Raw genomic sequence first — 17,653 nt, 5'->3', positions numbered from 1 at the left:
GGCTGAGAGGTTCCGCGCCGCAATGAGCGGCGTCACCCATAAGAACGGGATGCCCGGTTAAAGTGCCAGGCCCCGGGTAAAGTGCCAGGGTTCAGGGGCGGTGCACGTCGTGTGGCCGCATTGCGCCGGCATGGTCCTGGATCCGTTCGGTTGCGGCCCAGCTGGCAAGCAGGCGGAGTCGTTCATCCGAGGGGGATCCGGGTACAGCGGGGTAGATGATCAGACTCAAGCCAGGGTCCATGGCGAGCTCCATGGACTCGTAAGCGAGTTGGAGATCTCCTACCACCGGGTGGCGGAAAACTTTCGTCCCGGCGTGATGGCTCCGGACATTGTGGGCTGCCCAGCGCTTGCGGAAGTCTTCGCTGCGCATGGACAGTTCCCCAACCAGGTCGGCCAGGCGCTTGTCGAAGGGGTTGCGTCCGCTCTGCGTGCGCAACAATGCCACGGTGGTGTTGGCTGCCAGCTCCCAGTCGGGGTAAAAGTCCCGGGCCAGGGGGTCGAGGAAGACGAACCGGGCGTGGTTGGCGGGCCTTGCGGATCCGCGGTACATCGCCGAGTACAGGGCGTAGCCGAGCTGGTTGGCCGCCACGATGTCCAGGTAGTGGTTGCCGATGATGGCCGGCGACGTCGTGATGGAGTCGAGCATGAACTGCAGGGTGGGACGGACCTTTCCGCTCTGCAGGGGGTGTTGCCGGGTCCTGGCGGAAGGTCCGGCTGCACGGGCAAGGTTGTAGAGGTGCTCGCGTTCGGAGTCGTCCAGCCTCAGCGCCCTGGCGATGGCGTCCAGAACACTTTCGGAGGTGCCGGCCAGATTCCCCCGCTCAAGCTTCGTGTAGTAGTCCACGCTCACCCCGGCAAGCATCGCAACCTCTTCACGGCGCAGGCCGGGAACCCGGCGTCGGCCGTGCACGAACGTAAGGCCGGCCATCTCCGGGGTGATCTTGGCCCGTCGCGAGGCGAGGAACTCCCGCACTTCCATCCTGTTGTCCACTCCTCAACGCTACCCGCAGCAGCAGGCAGGAGGGAGGTACTGCCAGAACCCCGATTACAAGGATCATCGGACTCCTCGCCGGTCTTTACGCCTGATGTGCCCTATCCTGAGCTGACCACCGCCGGCCAGTCTCTTCGGCCACATCCGACCGTGGCGCGGCATGAAGTCCGGCCGGCGCGCCGCATACTGGAACGAAGAAGCCGTTTGTGGGGAAAGGGTGGGGCACGGGCATGAGGAGCCTGATGAGAGTCGTGCGGAATGAGTACTTTCCCGCGGCAGCCGTGCTGGCGTTTGTGGTGCTGTTTTGGACCGCGGGTTTATTCGGTGGCCTGTCGCTGTTGAGCAGGAGCCAGCCGCCCCTGGCGACACTGACCTGGCTGCTGTTCGTGTACGCCGTCGCTGTGCTGTCACCGATGGCCGGGCTGCTGGCCGCCGTCGATCTGCTCCGCCGCTGGTGGCGTAAGCGGCGGCGCGGTGCGCTGCGTGCCGAGGCCCGGACGCGCTTCCGTTCCAGGAGCCGGGCCTCAAAGGGCTGAGCCGTCCTGTCCACTGAGCCGTCCTGTCCACTGTTGCCGGCAAAACCATTGCGGCCGCCCGGCCGGAGTGGTTCGATGGGCTTCATGGCTACCCCAGAGACGTATGTGTTAGCGATCGGGACCAAAAAGGGACTCTGGCTGGCGACCAGCCAGGACCGGAGGGAATGGTCCTTCTCCGGCCCGCACTTTCTGATGAGTGAGATACCGAGCATCGGAATCGACACGCGGGACGGCCGAACCCGGATCATGGTGGGCGTGCGGTCCGAACACTGGGGGCCAACCGTTGCCCATTCCGATGATCTCGGCGCCACCTGGACCGAGCCGGAACAGGGCGCCATCAAGTTTCCCGAAGGCACCGACGCCGCCGTGGAACGCATTTGGCAGATCCACCCGGATGCCGAGTCGCGGCCCGGCGTGGTGTGGGCCGGTGCCGAGCCGATCTCCGTCTGGAAGTCCACCGACGGCGGCGAACACTTTGAACTCAACCGCGGACTGTGGGACCACCCGCACCGCAGTGAATGGGGCGCAGGCTACGGCGGTGCCGCCGCGCACTCGATCGTCGTCAACCCCGCCGGCGACAACGTCCATGTGGCCATGAGCACCGGCGGCGTTTACCGGTCGCTGGACGGCGGCACGTCCTGGGAGCCCCGGAACAGGGGCATTTCGGCCTACTTCATGCCGGACCCCAACCCGGAATTCGGCCAGTGCGTGCACAAGATCGCCGCGGATGCCGCCGTCGAGGGCCGCCTTTATGCTCAGAACCACCACGGCGTCTACCGCAGCGACGACAACGCCGAAAGCTGGCAATCCATCGCCGAAGGCCTGCCCGCCGATTTCGGGTTTGTGATGCTGACCCATCCGCGGAGGGCCGGTACAGCGTGGGTGGTTCCGCTAAAGGCCGACGGCGAGCGGATCCCGCCCGGGGGCAAGCTCGCCGTGCACCGCACGGATGACGCCGGCGGAACCTGGAAGCGGCTGGACGCAGGCCTGCCGCAGTCCGAATTCAACGCCGTGCTCCGTGACGCCGCAGCGGTGGATGCTGCCGAGCCGGTGGGCGTGTACTTCGGTACGCGCGGGGGTGCCGTGTACGCCAGCGACGACGAGGGCGAAACCTTCACGGAGGTGGCATCGCACCTGCCTGACGTCCTGTGCGTCCGCGCTGCTGTCGTGTCGGATGCCACGGTGGCGGCCCCCGCATGAGGTCCGCGTGTGGCTGAGATCAGCGTGGTGCTTCCCAGCGTCCTCCAGCCGCTCGCCGGCGGGCAGTCCTTGCTGACTGCGCCCGCCGACGGGACGGTGACTGTGGGCTGGTTGCTGGATGCCGTGACCGGGGACTACCCGGTGCTTGCCAGGCGCCTGAGGGACGAAACCGGGGCCCTCCGCCGCTACGTGAATATTTACGTGAACGGTGACGAGGTCCGGCGTCTTCAGGGCCTGGACACGGAAGTTGCTGCCGGCCAGGAAGTGCTGATCATCCAGTCGGTGGCCGGGGGGTAGCTGGCTCAGGCGACGCGCCAAACGCTGCACTCATCGGCATTGATTGCCTTGCGCATGCCCGTGTGATGGTCCATGATCCAGACGACGCCGATCCCGGGCGCTGTCTCCTCTACGCTGCCGCGGCGGATGATGACGTCATCGTAATTGGGGCCCACCGAGAGACGGGCTTCGATCTCATCCCCGCGGTGGAGCTGGTCCAGGGCGCGGACGCGCCTTGAGTGGGGTTTGGCTTCCTTCAACATGTCATGGCCTCCCGAGCTGGAGCTGGTGCCTGCTATTGCCGGCACCACCAGTCTGGCGGGATATTGTTGCGCCTTCGTTTCCTGCCCGTTAGGGCCCGGTTAGTTTCAGGCGCCGGGCCGGTTTCGCCGGTCTGTGTGCTCTTTCCCGTGTTGGCGTTGTTGTTCGGGAGTGGCACCCCGAGGCTGTTGTCCGGAAGCATCCCACCCGAGCCGGCGGCTCAATTCCCGAGTGGCCCGCTCCAAGGCCGCCAGGATGGTATCCTGCGCCGGGACCTGTGGGGCGCCTGACACAGTGGCTATTGCCCCGGTAGTGTATGCGTGCGTGACGGCGACGGAGGCGACGATTCGTCCGCTCCTGTCCCGTACAGGCTTGGCAACGGAGGCGAAGCCTTCGGTCACCTCCCCGAACTCGCGTGCGAAGCCCTGCCTCCTCACGGCATCCAGAAGCTGCAGAAACTCGGCATAGGTGACGGGTCCCTTGCCCGTCCTTTGAATGAACGCAAAATTGGGCGGGAACAGCGCCCGCAGCTGGTCGTTCCCGAGGCCTGCCAAGATCACCCGCCCCGAGGCTGTTAGATGCGCTGGAAGACGGACGTCCTTGGCCGTAACCAGTGGTGTCCGCAATGGGGCAGTCTGCTCATGGATATAGAGGGTTTCGTGGCCGTGCAGTACCGCCAAATGCGCAGTTTCCCCCAGTCTGAGGACCAAACGCTCCAGCACTGGCCTTCCAAACCTCGCCAGCGGTGCTTGAATACTGAATGCCTGGCCGATCTCAAGCGCTGCGATTCCCAACGCGTAGGACTTGAGTTCGGGAATATGGGCGACGTAACCCAGAGATTGCATACCGCGCAGCAGCCGGAACGTTGAGGACCGGGGAGAGCCGATCGACTCTGCTATCCGGGCTGCGGACACCGGGTTTGCCTGTGTGGCCAGATAGCTTAGGACGCGCAAGGCGCGCAGGGAAGTGTCCGCATCGTTTTCCATGCCAACCCTCCCAGTGACTCGAATCTCATATGTGGGACTGCTTTCGCCGATATTTCATTGTCGCTGCTTCGGCTTAAAGGTCCGATAGATCTATACAGAAAACGGCTGCGTCCCACGGATAGCGGCGTAGATGTCAGGAGACGACGATGTCCATCACTTCCGAGGCCCCGCGAACAGTGTCGCGGCATATGTGGAAACTGTTCGTGTACAGCGGGATCGGGGCGTTCATGTTTTTCGTTCCGCTTACTATCGGCGGCAAGAACACCATCATGCTGGACCACATTGTCACCTTCATCCAAACGAGCATGGGTCCGGTGCTGCCCTACTACGCCCTGGCGGTCATCGTGGCAGGGGCGGTTTATCCCTTCATTACCGGAACCTGGAAGAGATCGGTGGTGGACGCTGTGTTCTCCCTGTTCAAGGTGACGGGCATGGTGGTCGGCGTCATGATGGTCTTCAAGATCGGCCCCGCCTGGCTCTTCAAACCTGACATGGGCCCGTTCCTGTTCGACAAGCTCGTCATCCCGGTCGGACTCCTTGTCCCCATCGGCGCCGTCTTCCTCGCCCTGCTGGTCAACTATGGCCTCCTGGAATTTATCGGCGTTATGGTGCAACGGGTCATGCGTCCCATCTGGAGGACTCCCGGCCGCTCGGCGATCGACGCCGTGGCCTCCTTCGTCGGCAGCTACTCCCTCGGTCTTCTGATCACCAACCGGATCTACAAAGAAGGCAAGTACACGGCCAGGGAGTCGGCCATCATCGCCACCGGCTTCTCCACGGTATCCGCCACATTCATGGTCATCGTGGCAAAGACCCTGGACCTGATGGGTCAGTGGACTACCTATTTCTGGATGACGTTCCTGGTGACCTTCCTGGTCACAGCCATTACAGTCCGGATCTGGCCTCTTAACAGCATCCCCGACGAGTATCACCCTGATGCGACGCCGCAGCCGGAGGAACAAGTCACGGGAAAGCGCCTGGACGTGGCTTGGCGCGAAGCACGGGAAACTGTTGAGTCGGCGCCTTCGCTCGGCGTCAATATCTGGACAAACGTCCGCGACGGGCTGCTGATGGCCATGGCAATCCTGCCCTCCATTCTCTCGATCGGGCTGCTGGGACTTGTGCTCGCCACGTATACTCCAGTCTTTGACTGGCTCGGGTACGTTTTCTACCCGATCACCTGGGCGCTTCAACTGCCGGAACCAATGCTCGTGGCAAAGGCCAGCGCGGTGGGCATCGCCGAGATGTTCCTGCCGGCCCTGCTGGCTGCGGAAGCAGCCCCAGTGGTGAAGTTCGTGATCGGTGTGGTTTCTGTCTCGGGGATCATCTTCTTTTCCGCCTTGGTGCCGTGCATCATGGCCACTGACATTCCCATTCCCGTGTGGAAGCTGGTCATCATCTGGTTCCAGCGCGTGGTGCTGACGCTGATCCTGGTGACGCCCATCGCATTCCTGCTCTTCTAGCCCACTTCAACGGCGCCGGCACCCGCCTCTTCGGGCGGGTGCCGGCGTTGCCATGGGCAGGGATTGACCCGGCAATCTTCCCGAACAAGACTCTTCAGTGGGCAGCAGTCCGTCACGCGACCGGGAGGAACCAGCCATGACCATCGAGGAGACCGAGACAGAAACGGCCTACCGGGCCGGCAGGGAATGGTTCAAGAGCGCGGTGGTGTACCAGATCTATCCGCGCAGCTTCGCCGACTCCGACGGCGACGGCGTGGGGGATCTGAAAGGAATCATCGGCAAGCTGGACTACCTGCAGAAACTCGGCGTCGACGTCGTCTGGCTTTCCCCGGTGTACCGCTCCCCGCAGGATGACAACGGCTATGACATCAGCGACTACCGCGAGATCGACCCCGTCTTCGGCGGCCTGGACACCCTGGATGAACTGCTCGAGGGCCTGCACGCCCGCGGCATGAAGCTGGTCATGGATCTTGTGGTCAACCACACCTCCGACGAGCACCCCTGGTTCGTGGAATCGCGCTCGAGTAAGGACAACCCCAAAAGGGACTGGTACTGGTGGCGGCCGCCGCGGGAAGGCGTTGAGCCAACGGCAGTGCCCGGCACCGCAGGGGCAGAGCCCAACAACTGGGGGTCAGCGTTCTCCGGCCCTGCCTGGGAGTATGACGCCGCGACCGGCGAGTACTACCTCCACCTTTTTTCGAGGAAGCAGCCGGACCTCAACTGGGAAAACCCGGACGTGCGGGCAGCGGTGTACGACATGATGAACTGGTGGCTGGACCGCGGCGTGGACGGCTTCCGGATGGACGTCATCAACTTCATCTCCAAGGACCAGTCCCTGCCGGACGGCCCCATCGCCGAGGGCAGGCTCTACGGCGACGGCGGGCCCCACTACATCTGCGGTCCCCGCATCCATGAATTCCTGCAGGAGATGCACCGGGAAGTGTTTGCCGGGCGCGACAAGGAACTGCTCACCGTGGGTGAGATGCCGGGGGTGACGGTGGATGACGCCGTGCTGTTCACCGACCAGGGGCGCCGGGAAGTGGACATGGTGTTCCAGTTCGAGCACGTGGCCCTGGACCAGGAGGGCGGCAACAAATGGCGCCCCAAGAAACTCCGGCTCACCGACCTGAAGCAGTCCCTGGGCCGATGGCAGGAAGCCCTGGGGGAGCGTGGCTGGAACAGCCTCTACTGGGGCAACCACGACCAGGCCAGGGCGGTATCCCGTTTTGGGGACGACGGAGAATACCGCGATCAGTCCGCCAAGATGCTGGCGGCCGTCCTCCACCTGCACCGCGGCACCCCGTACGTCTACCAGGGCGAAGAGCTGGGCATGACGAACATGGCATTCGGCGCCATCAGCGACTACCGCGACATCGAGGTCCTGAACCACCACCGGGAGGCGACCACGCACCTCGGCCACACCGACGCGGAGGTTCTCGCGGCACTGGCTCCGCTGAACCGGGACAACGCCCGGACGCCCGTGCAGTGGGATGCGAGCCGTCACGGCGGCTTCACCACGGGCGCGCCGTGGATCGCGGTCAATCCCAACGCCAACACCATCAACGCCGCGGCGCAGGTGGACGACCCCGCGTCGGTCTTCAGCTTCTACCGCCAGGTGATCGCGCTGCGCCACACGGACCCCGTGGTGGCCTACGGTGACTTCACCATGCTCCTGCCCGATGACGAGCACGTCTACGCATTCCGGCGCTCACTCCCGGACGCCGAACTGCTGGTCCTGGGCAACTTTTCGGGCAGCGACCAGCACGTGGACATCGCCCGTGTGGACCTCGCCGCCTGGGAGGGCGCGGAGCTCGTGCTGGGGAACTATCCGCCCGCACCCGGACTCGGGCTGCGGCCTTGGGAAGTGAAGGTCTTCCGCCGGAGCGCGTGATGCCGGGCCGGTAACGCCGGTCAGGGAGCCGGCCTGTCGCCCGGCCTGTGCACGCGGAACCAGCGGTAGCCGTAGCGACCCAGTTCAACGGTGAACCCGCCGTCGGGCTCCAGGTCTTCGTTGCCGCCGTCGAGCAGGTCCATCAGGAACGCGCTCTTGAAGGCCCTGGGCGGGCCATCCTTGGGCACCACGTTCCCGCTGACCTTTACGGTGTCCTCGCTGAAGTTGTGCAGCAGCACCAGGGTGGTCCCGGCCGAGCTGCAGGTGTGCGCGAAGACTGCCGGCTCGGGCTGGTCGATGACGGCGAACTCTCCCCAGCCCAGTTCGGGGCATTCGCGGTAGCGCTGGATGAGGGTGGCCATGAAGTTCCACAGTGACTCGGGGTCGCGCTTGGCAGCCGCCGCGTTGACGTTGTCCGGACCGAAGTCCCCCCGCACCACAGGAGCCATCAGGTCGGAGGCCTTGGCATCCGAGAACCCGCCGTTCTTCTCGCTGGTCCATTGCATGGGCGTCCGGACGGCAGCCCGGCTTTTCTGCCGCAGGTCCTCACCCATCCCGATTTCTTCGCCGTAGTACAGCACGGGCGTGCCCGGCAGCGAGAACATCAGCGAGTAGACCATCCGGATCCGGCCGGCGTCGCCGCCCAGCATCGGCGGCAGCCTGCGCCGGAGGCCCCGACCATATACCTGCATGTTCTTCTCCGGGCCGAACGCGGCAAAGACCTCCTCCCGCTCGCCGTCACTGAGCTTGTCCAGGGTCAGCTCGTCATGGTTGCGGACAAACATCGCCCACTGGTTGTCCGGATTCAGCGGCGGCCGGGCCTTCAGCGTCTCCGCCAGCGGCCGGGCATCCTTCCGTGCCAGCGAAAGGTAAAGGTGCTGCATGGACATGAAGTCGAACTGCATGTTCAGCTCGTTGCCCTCGGCCCCGCCGAAGTACTCCAGCTGCTCCTTGTACGGCAGGTTCACCTCGCCCAGCAGCACCGCGCTGCCGTTGCGCCGGCCGAGGAAACTGCGCAGGGCGGACAGGTAATCGTGCGGATCAATGTTGGCGGCCTCATCTTTGGGCTGCCCGCGGGTTTCCAGGAAGAACGGCACGGCGTCGAGCCGGAAACCCTCCAGGCCCAGCTCCAGCCACAGGCCCATGGCCTTGGCGATCTCGTTCCGGACCTTGGGGTTGGTGACGTTAAGGTCCGGCTGGTGGTCGTTGAACATGTGCAGGTACCACTCGCCGGTGGCGTCATCCTGGGTCCAGATGGACGTCTGTTCCCCCGGGAACACCACTTCCGATGAGGTATCCGGCGGGGTGTCCTTGCGCCAGACATAGAAGTCGCGGTACGGGTTGTCCACGGACTTCCGGGCTTCCAGGAACCACGGATGCTGGTTCGAGGTGTGGTTGACCACGAAGTCCGCGATCACCCGGATGCCGCGGTCCTTTGCCGTGCGGATGAACTCCACCAGATCGCCCATGGTGCCCAGCCGGCTGTCCACGCTGAAGAAATCGGTGACGTCGTAGCCGTCGTCCCGGTCGGGCGACGGGTAGAACGGCATGAGCCAGATGCAGCTCACCCCCAGCGCCGCGAGGTAGTCCACACGCTGGGTGAGTCCGGCGAAATCGCCGGTGCCGTCGCCGTCGTCGTCGAAAAAGGTCTCGACGTCGAGGCAGTAAATGACGGCGTCCTTCCACCACAGGTCCGAGGTCGCTGCGATTTTCATGCGGCGCGCACCTCCCTCAGCTGTGGCAACACCTTGCCGGCGAACGCCTCGATGAACGGAGCCTGCTGCTGGCCCACGAAGTGGAGATACAGCTCGTCGAAGCCGAGGTCCGCGTATTCTCCGAGCCACTCGGCGTGCTGGTCCAGGCTGGCGGAGATGTTCACCGATTTGCGGAGCTGTTCCTCGCCCACCTCTGCGCTGACCCCGTCGAAGTGGGCGGCGGTGGGCAAATCCCAGGGGATGGGCGGGGCGAAAACATTGGACCGCCACTGGTCGCCGGCAATGGCCACGGCATCCTCCTCCGTGGGGGCCCAGGACAGGTGGACCTGCAGGATCGCTTTGCCCCGGCCGCCGTGGTCCAGGTACGCGCTGAGCATCTCGCGGAGCTTGTCATGGGGCTGATTCACGGTGACCAGCCCGTCCGCCCATGCCGCGGAGCGTCGGGCCGTCTCCACGCTGACGGCCGGGGCGATGAGCTGCGGCGGGGGCTCCGGAACATCCCAGATCCGCGCCTGCTCCACCGTGACCAGCCCATGGTGGGTGACCTCCTCGCCGGCGTGCAGGCGACGGATGACGCTGACACACTCTTCCAGGCGCTGCTGGCGGGTCTCCTTCAGCGGCCACGGGTCCCCGGTGATGTGCTCGTTCATGTTCTCCCCGCTGCCCAGAGCCACCCAGAACCGCTCCGGGAACATCGAGGCCAGGGTGGCTGAGGCGTGGGCGATGATGGCGGGGTGGTAGCGCTGGCCCGGTGCGTTGACCACTCCGAACCGCAACCTCGTAGTTGCCAGCGCCGCCCCCAGCCAGGACCAGGCGAATCCGGAATGCCCCTGCCGCGCGGACCAGGGTTCGATGTGGTCCGAGCACATGGCGGCGTCGAAGCCGGCCTCCTCTGCGTGCTGGACATCCTTCAGGAGCTGTCCCGGGCTGATCTGTTCATGCGATGCGTGAAAACCGATGGCTGCCATCGTTAATGTCTACCGGGGGCCGCTGCCAGTGTCGAGGGCCACCTCTGGCCGCGCTCCCCATTCAGCTCTAACCTATCCGGCAGGGGCACATGCGATTACACGGCCGTCCGCTGAACGGCGGCGCGAGGAGCAAACGGAGGCGCTACCCATGGGACAGGACAAAATAGCCACCGCCATAGGGGCTGCGCGCGAATATCTCACCGCCAACCCCGAAGAGGCGCGGTACCGGGACAGTGCTGCCACGGCTGTGGTTGAAGACGGCCTGCGGATAAAGATAACCGGCGTCGACGGCGCCTCCACCGTGACGGACATGGTCGCGGGCGTGGGCGGCGGCGGGACCGCTCCGTCCCCGGGCTGGCTTTTACGCGCGGCCTACGCGTCCTGCGTGGCCACGCTCATTGCGATGCGGGCAGCAGAATCGGGGATCACCCTGGACCGGCTGGAGGTCACGGTGGACAGCGAGTCTGACGATCGGGGCATCCTGGGGATTGCAGCAGACATCCCCGCGGGGCCGATCAGCGCCGGGGTTGCCGTTCGGGCAGCTGCCGCCGGCGTTGACGTGGAGACACTGCGCGCGATCATCAGCTGGGGCGTGGCCCATTGCCCCGTTGACGATGCCGTGAGGCGTGCCGTCCCCGTGGAACTCCGGGTGGACATCGGCTGATCCGGCGTAGGCCTTGCCACCGCTCGCTGCCCCATAGGCAACCGGCCGGTTGCCACGGAGGGGGTGGCGCGGGAGCGGCCCCGGGGTAAGAATGGGCCCTATGCAGCTGCCGGTCATGCCTCCCGTTTCTCCGATGCTCGCCAAATCGGTGGCCGCCATCCCGGACGGGGCCATGAGCTACGAGCCAAAGTGGGACGGGTTCCGGTCCATCATCTTCCGCGACGGCGACGACCTGGAGATCGGCAGCCGCAACGAAAAGCCCATGACGCGCTACTTCCCCGAGCTCGTGGAGGCTCTGAAGGCGAACCTGCCGCCAAAATGCGTGCTCGATGGCGAGATCGTGCTGGTGGGCGCTTCCGGGGACCGGCTCGACTTCGATGCCCTGCAGCAGCGGATCCATCCGGCCGCGAGCCGCGTGAAACTGTTGTCCCAGCAGACGCCCGCCAGGTTCGTGGCCTTTGATCTGCTGGCACTGGGCGATGAGGACTTCAGCGGCAGGCCCTTCGTGGAGCGCCGCGCAGCCTTGGAGGAGGTCTTCACCGCCGCCAGCGCGCCGGTGCACCTGACCGCCGCCACGCAGGACCGGGAGCTGGCCGGAACATGGTTCCACCAGTTTGAAGGCGCAGGCCTCGACGGGATCATCGCCAAACCCCTCAACGGCGTGTACCAGCCGGACAAGCGGGTCATGTTCAAGGTCAAGCATGAACGCACGGCAGACTGCGTCCTGGCCGGGTACCGGCTGCACAAGAGCGGCCCGGCTGCCATCGGATCCCTGCTGCTGGGCCTGTACAGGCCCGACGGCGAACTGGCCAGCGTAGGGGTGGTGGGCGCCTTGCCCATGCAGCGGCGGAAGGAGCTTTTCGAGGAGCTGCAGCCGCTGGTCACGGACTTCGACCACCACCCGTGGGCTTGGGCCAAGCAGGAGGAAGGGACCCGCACGCCGCGTAACGCCGAGGGCAGCCGCTGGAGCGCGGGAAAGGACCTGTCCTTCACTCCACTGCGCCCGGAACGGGTGCTGGAAGTGAAGTACGACCACATGGAGGGCGAGCGGTTCCGGCACACGGCGCAGTTTGTCCGCTGGCGCCCGGACCGCGAACCGGAGTCGTGCACGTATGAGCAGCTGGAGGAGCCGGTGAAGTTCGATCTGGCAGAGGTGCTGGCAGGGCCGCCGTCGTGACCTTCTTTGAAGCTAAGCCGGCCGATTAGGCGGGGGACTCGCCGTGTCGTGGGGCTTGTGGCAGGCAAACGGGGTCACGACGGCGGGACGCACCTGCGCCGGTCGGGTTACTTGAGGCCGAGCTGCTGAGTGGGAACCCTGAAGGTTTCCTTGGCTGTCATGGCGGAGATGGCCGCAACCGCGCAGATCACTGCGGTGAAGATGCTGATCTGGACCCAGCCTCCGGGCCTGATGCCGCCCATGGCCGCCACGATCGCCGGTGCGAAGCCTGCCATCAGGAAGCCCAGCTGGGTACCGATGGCCAGGCCGGAGAACCGGACCTTGGTGCTGAACATCTCGGCGTAGAAGGACGGCCAGACAGCGTTCGAGGCCGCGTAGCCGCAGGAGAAGAAGCCGATGGCCGCCAGGAACATCAGCGGGACGCTGCCCGACTCGAGGCTGATCAGGAAGACCGGGGTGAGGACGGCGCTGGAGAGTGCACCGTAGATGAAGACGGGCTTGCGGCCGATCTTGTCGGCGAGCCTGCCGAACAGCGGCTGCGTGCCCAGGGCCACGAGGTTGGCGCCGACAACAAGCCACAGGGTGGTGGTGCCGTCCACGCCGGCGACGGTCTTGGCGTAGCTGATGGCCAGCGTGCCGAACACGGTGGAGACGGCAGCGATGAAGGCGCAGCAGATGACGCGAAGGACGTCGCGCCAGTGGGTCTTCAGCAGGTCGGCAACGGGAAGCTTGGCGATCTGGGCCGACTTCTGCGCTTCCTCGAAGGCCGGGGGCTCGTGCAGGGTGCGCCGGATGAAGAAGGCAACGACGACCACTACAGCGCTAAGCCAGAACGGAATGCGCCAGCCGATGCCGTACTTGATCTCGTCGGGCAGTGCGAGGACCGGGATGAAGACGAGGGCGGCGAGGATCTGCCCTCCCTGGGTGCCGGTGAGGGTCCAGGAGGTAAAGAAGGAACGGCGGTTGTCCGGAGCGTGCTCGAGCGTCATTGAGGAAGCTCCGGCCTGCTCGCCGGCAGCGGACAGTCCCTGGCAGAGGCGGGCAAGCACCAGCAGGGCCGGGGCCCACCAGCCGACAGTGTTGAAGTCAGGAAGGCAGCCGATCAGGAAGGTGGAGGCACCCATGAGCAGCAGTGTGAACATCAGGACCTTCTGCCGGCCCACGCGGTCACCGAAGTGGCCCAGCACGACGGCGCCGACCGGGCGTGCCACGTAAGCGAAGCCGAAGGTGGCGAAGGACATGATCGCGGCATTGGCGTCAGCATTCGGGAAGAAGACCGTGGGGAAGATCAGGGCGGCTGCGGAGCCGAAGATGAAGAAGTCGTAGTACTCGACTGCGCTGCCGAGGAAGCTGGCAAGGGCAGCTTTCTTTGGGGTCCCGGCCGGGGCAACAGCTTCCGGCGTGGTGGACGGGAGTATCTGGCTCATGGAGTTCCTTCAGTGTGACGACATTGTCGCAGATGTATCGGGAAGGTCGCAGCCGCCGTCCATGGTTGGCGAAGGGTGGCTGGAGGTCCTTAAAGACCCGGACTGGTAGCCACATGGTGGAAGCTACTTGTGCGATACAGCAACTATGGCTGTGAGCGCAGTCACCTGTCAAGAAAGTTATTCACGATCTAGAAATCGCTCTCACATTGTGGCAACATCGAGGTATGAGTGTGAAAGAAGCCACAGGCAACGACTCCGGAATCCAGTCCCCGCAAGAAGCATCGGCTGAAGGGCCGGACCTGCAGGGAAAGGCGGCAAAATCCACGAAGGACGATTCCCGGACCGACATGGTGGGCAAGGCCCTGGGGCTGCTGGTCCTGCTGGGCGACGAGCCGCGGGGCGCCAGCGCCTCCGAGCTTTCCCGCCGGGCGGAACTTCCCTTCAGCACCACCTACCGGCTCCTGGGATCGCTGACCCGCGACGGCTTCGTTGACTATGAGCCGGACGGCCGGCGCTACCACCTCGGCTTGCGGATTTTCCAGCTCGGCCAGCGGGTCTCCAACCACCACGGGTTTGCCGGGACCGCGCTGCCTATCCTGCGCCGCGTGACGGAGGAGACGCGGGAGGCCACGATCCTGTCCGTCCGGGACGGCTTCCACCACCTCACCGTGAACAAGGTGGACGGCCCGCAGACCTTCCGCGTCACCAGCGACCCCGGCCATCTCGGCGCCCTCCACACCACCTCCGTGGGCAAGGCGCTGGTCGCCTTCGCCGAGGACTCCGAGCGGGAGCGGCTTCTGGAGGAGCTTCCGCTGGAGCCGCTGACGGCTGCCTCGATCACCGGCCGTGCCGAATTCCGGGCCGAAATCGACAAGGTCCGGCGCCAGGGATACGCGGTCATGGACGAGGAAAACGAGCTCGGCATGCGCGCCGTGGCCGTGCCGGTCTTCAATTCCCAGGGTGTTGCCTTCGCCTCGCTGGCCACTGCTGTTCCGGTGTTCCGCCTCAGCCTGGAGGCGCTGGTGGCGCTCGTTCCGCTGCTGCAGGACGCCGCGGCGGAGCTGGCCGCCAGGTTGCCCCAGCGCTGATGTCCCGCCCGATGTTCGTATCTAGAACAAGAGTGCATCATATGAACTTTTGCTGTACCGTAATCCCTATCACCCGGTCGGCCGGCGCGTCCCGCGTCCATGCAGGCCGTGTGCCGTTGTCAAAGGAGCCGCACGCATGAGCAATCGAACTGAGTCCTACCTCGTGGGACTGGTCGGTGATGGCGTGGTGCCGTCCCTCTCACCCCACATGCATGAACGCGAAGGCGACGTCCAGGGGCTGCGCTACCTGTACCGCCCCATTGATCTCCTGGAGCTGGACCTGCCCGCCACATCCATCGGCGACCTGCTGCAGAGCGCCTCCCGCATGGGCTTCAACGGCCTGAACATCACGCATCCGTGCAAGCAGCTGGTTTTGAAGCACCTGGACGAGATCACCCCCGACGCGGAAAAGCTGGGCGCCGTAAACACCGTGGTCATCCAGGACGGACGCTTCATCGGCCACAACACCGACTTCTCCGGCTTTGCCGCCGCCCTCGCCACCGGCCTTCCGCACGCCAAACTGGACCGCGTGGTCCAGCTGGGAGCCGGTGGTGCCGGCTCCGCCGTCGCCTACGCCCTTCTCACTGCCGGCGTCCAGACGCTGGACCTCGTGGACATGGACCGGGCGCGGAGCGCCGAACGGGCCGCCGAACTGTCCGCATTCTTCCCGGACCGGGCCATCGCGGGGCATACGACGGCGGCGCTGCCGCAGCTCATGCCCCGGGCCGACGGCCTGGTGCACTGCACGCCCGTGGGCATGGCCGCCCACCCCGGCACCCCGCTGGACGTTGCACTCGTGGAACCGCGCCACTGGGTGGCAGACATCGTCTACCGGCCCATCGAAACTGAACTGGTCCGCGAGGCCCGCGGCAAAGGCTGCGACGTGCTCGATGGAGGACGCATGGCGGTGGGCCAGGCCGCCGACGCGTTCCGGATCTTCACGGGCCTCGAAGCCGACGCCGAACGCATGCGGGCCCATTTCCTGGAGCTCATTGCCGCGGAAGAGGTGGCTGTCTGATGCGCACCGGCATCGCCACCGTCTGCCTGTCCGGCACCCTCAAGGAAAAGATGCAGGCCTGCGCCATTGCGGGTTTCGATGGCATTGAAATCTTCGAGCAGGATCTCGTGACATCCCCGTTGAACCCGGAGGACGTCCGCGCGATGGCCGCCGACCTGGGCCTCACCCTCGACCTGTACCAGCCGTTCCGCGACTTTGACAGCGTTCCCGGGGACCTGCTGGCCGCCAACCTGCGCCGCGCCGGCGCCAAGTTCAGGCTGATGTCCCGGCTGGGCATGGACACCGTGCTGGTCTGTTCCAACGTCGCCACCGCAACCATCGACGACGACGGGCTCCGCGCCGAACAGCTCGCCGCGCTCGCGGACCTGGCGGGCGAGCACGGCGTCAGGGTGGCGTACGAGGCACTCGCCTGGGGCAAGTACGTCAACGACTACGAGCACGCGCACCGCCTCGTGGACATGGTGGACCACCCCAACCTCGGCACCTGCCTGGACTCCTTCCACATCCTGTCCCGTGACTGGGACACAGCCGCCATCGAGGACATCAACCCGGACAAAATCTTCTTCGTCCAGGTGGCGGACGCCCCCAAGCTCTCCATGGACGTGCTGTCCTGGAGCCGCCACTACCGCGTGTTCCCGGGCGAGGGCCAGTTTGCGCTCGCCAAGTTCATGGGCCACGTGGTCCGAGCCGGATACTCCGGGCCGGTCTCCCTTGAGGTTTTCAACGACGTCTTCCGCCAGTCCGACGTCGAACGCACCGCCGTGGACGCCATGCGCTCGCTGATCTGGCTGGAGGAACAGAGCGCCAAATGGCTCGAGGCGAATACTGCCTCGGCGCCGCACGGTGCCCACGCCGCCAACGGCGCCGCGGGCACTGTTGCTGGTGGTCCTTCGGCCCCTGCCCGCCGTCGTTATCCCATGGAACTGGCAACGCTTCCGCAGGTGGCCGAACCGGCAGGCTTCAACTTCGCCGAGGTCAAGGCAGCGGACACCGAAGCCCTGGAAACCGTGCTGGGCCAGCTTGGCTTCGAGTTCAAGGGCCGGCACCGCACCAAGGACGTGCAGTTGTGGACCATGGGCCAGGCCCGGGTGATCATCAACGAACAGGCCCCGGCGGGCTCCGCTGCGCCGGCCATTGCAGCGGTGGGGTTCGACGTCGATTCGCCCGTGATTGCGTCGGCCCGCGCCCAGCAGCTCAAGGCTCCGGTGGTGCCGCGCAAGAGCCAGGCCAACGAGGAGGTGTTCCAGGGCTTCGTCGCGCCGGATTCCACGGAGATCTTCCTGTGTCAGGGCAGCCCGAATGGCACCGCCGCCTGGACCAGTGAATTCGGGAAGCCGTGTGCATTTGGGAAGCTCAGTGAATTCGGGGAAGCAATGGAGGCCGCATCCGGAGGGCCGGGCGCTGTGATCGACCACATCAACCTGGCCCAGCCCTGGCAGCACTTCGACGAGGCCGTCCTCTTCTACACCAGCGCCCTCGCCCTGGAACCGCAGCCATACGCGGAAGTGGCGAGCCCCAGCGGGCTGGTCCGCTCACAGGTCATGCAGACCTCGGACCGGGCGGTGCGGCTCGTGCTGAACCTTGCCCCGCTCATCCAGCAGGACGGGACCCGGCACAAGACCTACCAGGAGCACATCGCGTTCGCCGTGGATGACCTGGTGGCCACGGCCCGTGCCGCCCGCGAGAGCGGCCTGGACTTCCTGCAGATCCCGCCGAATTACTACGAGGACCTGGACGCCCGCTTCGACCTCGATCCCGGATTCCTGGACACACTCCGGGACCTGAACCTGCTTTACGACCGTGATGGGGACGGTGAGTTCCTGCACTTCTACACCGCCACGGTGGGCAGCGTGTTCTTCGAAATGGTCGAACGCCGCGGCAGCTATGACGGATATGGGGCACCTAACGCCCCGGTGCGCCATGCCGTCCAGTACGACCACCTGCACCAACTGACCGGTTCAACCCGTTCCGCCACCCATTGAAAGGAGGCTG

At 65.5% G+C, this 17,653-nt stretch carries 16 protein-coding genes; 10 read left to right on the top strand and 6 right to left on the bottom strand.

Features of this window, described 5'->3' with window-relative positions; all coding sequences use genetic code 11:
- Positions 1 to 91: 91 nt before the first annotated feature.
- The gene (locus AC6CH3_RS08210) at positions 92 to 991 is read right to left on the bottom strand and encodes a helix-turn-helix transcriptional regulator (RefSeq protein WP_498131971.1); all 900 of its coding nucleotides are present in this window, start codon (positions 989 to 991) and stop codon (positions 92 to 94) included.
- 242 nt (positions 992 to 1,233) lie between these two features.
- Here AC6CH3_RS08210 and AC6CH3_RS08205 point away from each other — a divergent pair, with 242 nt between their 5' ends.
- From AC6CH3_RS08205 to AC6CH3_RS08195, 3 genes are all read left to right on the top strand, one after another.
- Positions 1,234 to 1,527: a hypothetical protein gene (locus tag AC6CH3_RS08205; protein ID WP_498131970.1), complete on the top strand. Its 294-nt coding sequence runs from the start codon at positions 1,234 to 1,236 to the stop codon at positions 1,525 to 1,527.
- A 75-nt stretch (positions 1,528 to 1,602) separates the two neighbouring features.
- Entirely contained in the window at positions 1,603 to 2,727 is a 1,125-nt protein-coding gene (locus AC6CH3_RS08200; RefSeq protein ID WP_498131969.1) for a WD40/YVTN/BNR-like repeat-containing protein, read from the top strand.
- A gap of 9 nt (positions 2,728 to 2,736) precedes the next feature.
- Entirely contained in the window at positions 2,737 to 3,024 is a 288-nt protein-coding gene (locus AC6CH3_RS08195; protein ID WP_309994074.1) for a MoaD/ThiS family protein, read from the top strand.
- Positions 3,025 to 3,029: 5 nt separating this feature from the next.
- On the opposite strand, the gene AC6CH3_RS08190 is transcribed toward AC6CH3_RS08195, so the two are convergent.
- Together AC6CH3_RS08190 and AC6CH3_RS08185 are read right to left on the bottom strand one after the other, a co-directional pair.
- Positions 3,030 to 3,266, bottom strand: a complete 237-nt coding sequence (locus tag AC6CH3_RS08190) for a hypothetical protein (RefSeq protein ID WP_498131968.1) — start codon at positions 3,264 to 3,266, stop codon at positions 3,030 to 3,032.
- 105 nt (positions 3,267 to 3,371) lie between these two features.
- Positions 3,372 to 4,250, bottom strand: a complete 879-nt coding sequence (locus AC6CH3_RS08185; RefSeq protein ID WP_498131967.1) for an IclR family transcriptional regulator — start codon at positions 4,248 to 4,250, stop codon at positions 3,372 to 3,374.
- Between the two features lie 146 nt (positions 4,251 to 4,396).
- Here AC6CH3_RS08185 and AC6CH3_RS08180 point away from each other — a divergent pair, with 146 nt between their 5' ends.
- Positions 4,397 to 5,713, top strand: coding sequence for a YjiH family protein (locus tag AC6CH3_RS08180; protein ID WP_498131966.1), 1,317 nt, complete (start codon positions 4,397 to 4,399; stop codon positions 5,711 to 5,713).
- 136 nt (positions 5,714 to 5,849) lie between these two features.
- On the top strand, positions 5,850 to 7,604 hold the full coding sequence (locus AC6CH3_RS08175) for a glycoside hydrolase family 13 protein (RefSeq protein ID WP_498131965.1): 1,755 nt from the start codon (positions 5,850 to 5,852) through the stop codon (positions 7,602 to 7,604).
- A gap of 20 nt (positions 7,605 to 7,624) precedes the next feature.
- Here AC6CH3_RS08175 and AC6CH3_RS08170 read toward each other — a convergent pair whose 3' ends face one another.
- Together AC6CH3_RS08170 and AC6CH3_RS08165 are read right to left on the bottom strand one after the other, a co-directional pair.
- Positions 7,625 to 9,319, bottom strand: a complete 1,695-nt coding sequence (locus tag AC6CH3_RS08170) for an alpha-amylase family protein (RefSeq protein ID WP_498131964.1) — start codon at positions 9,317 to 9,319, stop codon at positions 7,625 to 7,627.
- Positions 9,316 to 10,287 (bottom strand): TIGR03885 family FMN-dependent LLM class oxidoreductase, encoded by a 972-nt coding sequence (locus AC6CH3_RS08165; protein WP_498131963.1) that lies wholly within the window; start codon positions 10,285 to 10,287, stop codon positions 9,316 to 9,318. The genes AC6CH3_RS08170 and AC6CH3_RS08165 overlap by 4 nt, the downstream gene beginning before the upstream one ends.
- 148 nt (positions 10,288 to 10,435) lie before the next feature.
- Between AC6CH3_RS08165 and AC6CH3_RS08160 the strand changes: the two genes are divergently transcribed.
- On the top strand, positions 10,436 to 10,951 hold the full coding sequence (locus AC6CH3_RS08160) for an OsmC family protein (protein WP_498131962.1): 516 nt from the start codon (positions 10,436 to 10,438) through the stop codon (positions 10,949 to 10,951).
- A gap of 100 nt (positions 10,952 to 11,051) precedes the next feature.
- Positions 11,052 to 12,128 carry an ATP-dependent DNA ligase gene (locus tag AC6CH3_RS08155; RefSeq protein ID WP_498131961.1) on the top strand — a complete coding sequence of 359 codons (1,077 nt, stop codon included), beginning with the start codon at positions 11,052 to 11,054 and terminating at the stop codon, positions 12,126 to 12,128.
- Positions 12,129 to 12,235: 107 nt separating this feature from the next.
- Here AC6CH3_RS08155 and AC6CH3_RS08150 read toward each other — a convergent pair whose 3' ends face one another.
- Positions 12,236 to 13,555, bottom strand: coding sequence for an MFS transporter (locus AC6CH3_RS08150; protein WP_498131960.1), 1,320 nt, complete (start codon positions 13,553 to 13,555; stop codon positions 12,236 to 12,238).
- A gap of 224 nt (positions 13,556 to 13,779) precedes the next feature.
- Here AC6CH3_RS08150 and AC6CH3_RS08145 point away from each other — a divergent pair, with 224 nt between their 5' ends.
- The 3 genes from AC6CH3_RS08145 to AC6CH3_RS08135 all read left to right on the top strand — a co-directional run bounded on the left by AC6CH3_RS08145 (position 13,780) and on the right by AC6CH3_RS08135 (position 17,643).
- Positions 13,780 to 14,643, top strand: coding sequence for an IclR family transcriptional regulator (locus AC6CH3_RS08145; RefSeq protein WP_498131959.1), 864 nt, complete (start codon positions 13,780 to 13,782; stop codon positions 14,641 to 14,643).
- Positions 14,644 to 14,779: 136 nt separating this feature from the next.
- On the top strand, positions 14,780 to 15,661 hold the full coding sequence (locus AC6CH3_RS08140; RefSeq protein ID WP_498131958.1) for a shikimate dehydrogenase: 882 nt from the start codon (positions 14,780 to 14,782) through the stop codon (positions 15,659 to 15,661).
- On the top strand, positions 15,661 to 17,643 hold the full coding sequence (locus tag AC6CH3_RS08135) for a bifunctional sugar phosphate isomerase/epimerase/4-hydroxyphenylpyruvate dioxygenase family protein (protein ID WP_498131957.1): 1,983 nt from the start codon (positions 15,661 to 15,663) through the stop codon (positions 17,641 to 17,643). The genes AC6CH3_RS08140 and AC6CH3_RS08135 overlap by 1 nt, the downstream gene beginning before the upstream one ends.
- Positions 17,644 to 17,653 lie beyond the last annotated feature (10 nt).

Source organism: Arthrobacter sp. GQ119 (genome assembly GCF_059759125.1).
Note: the sequence above shows the minus strand (reverse complement) of the source record. Positions and strands in the feature narration are given on the sequence as shown.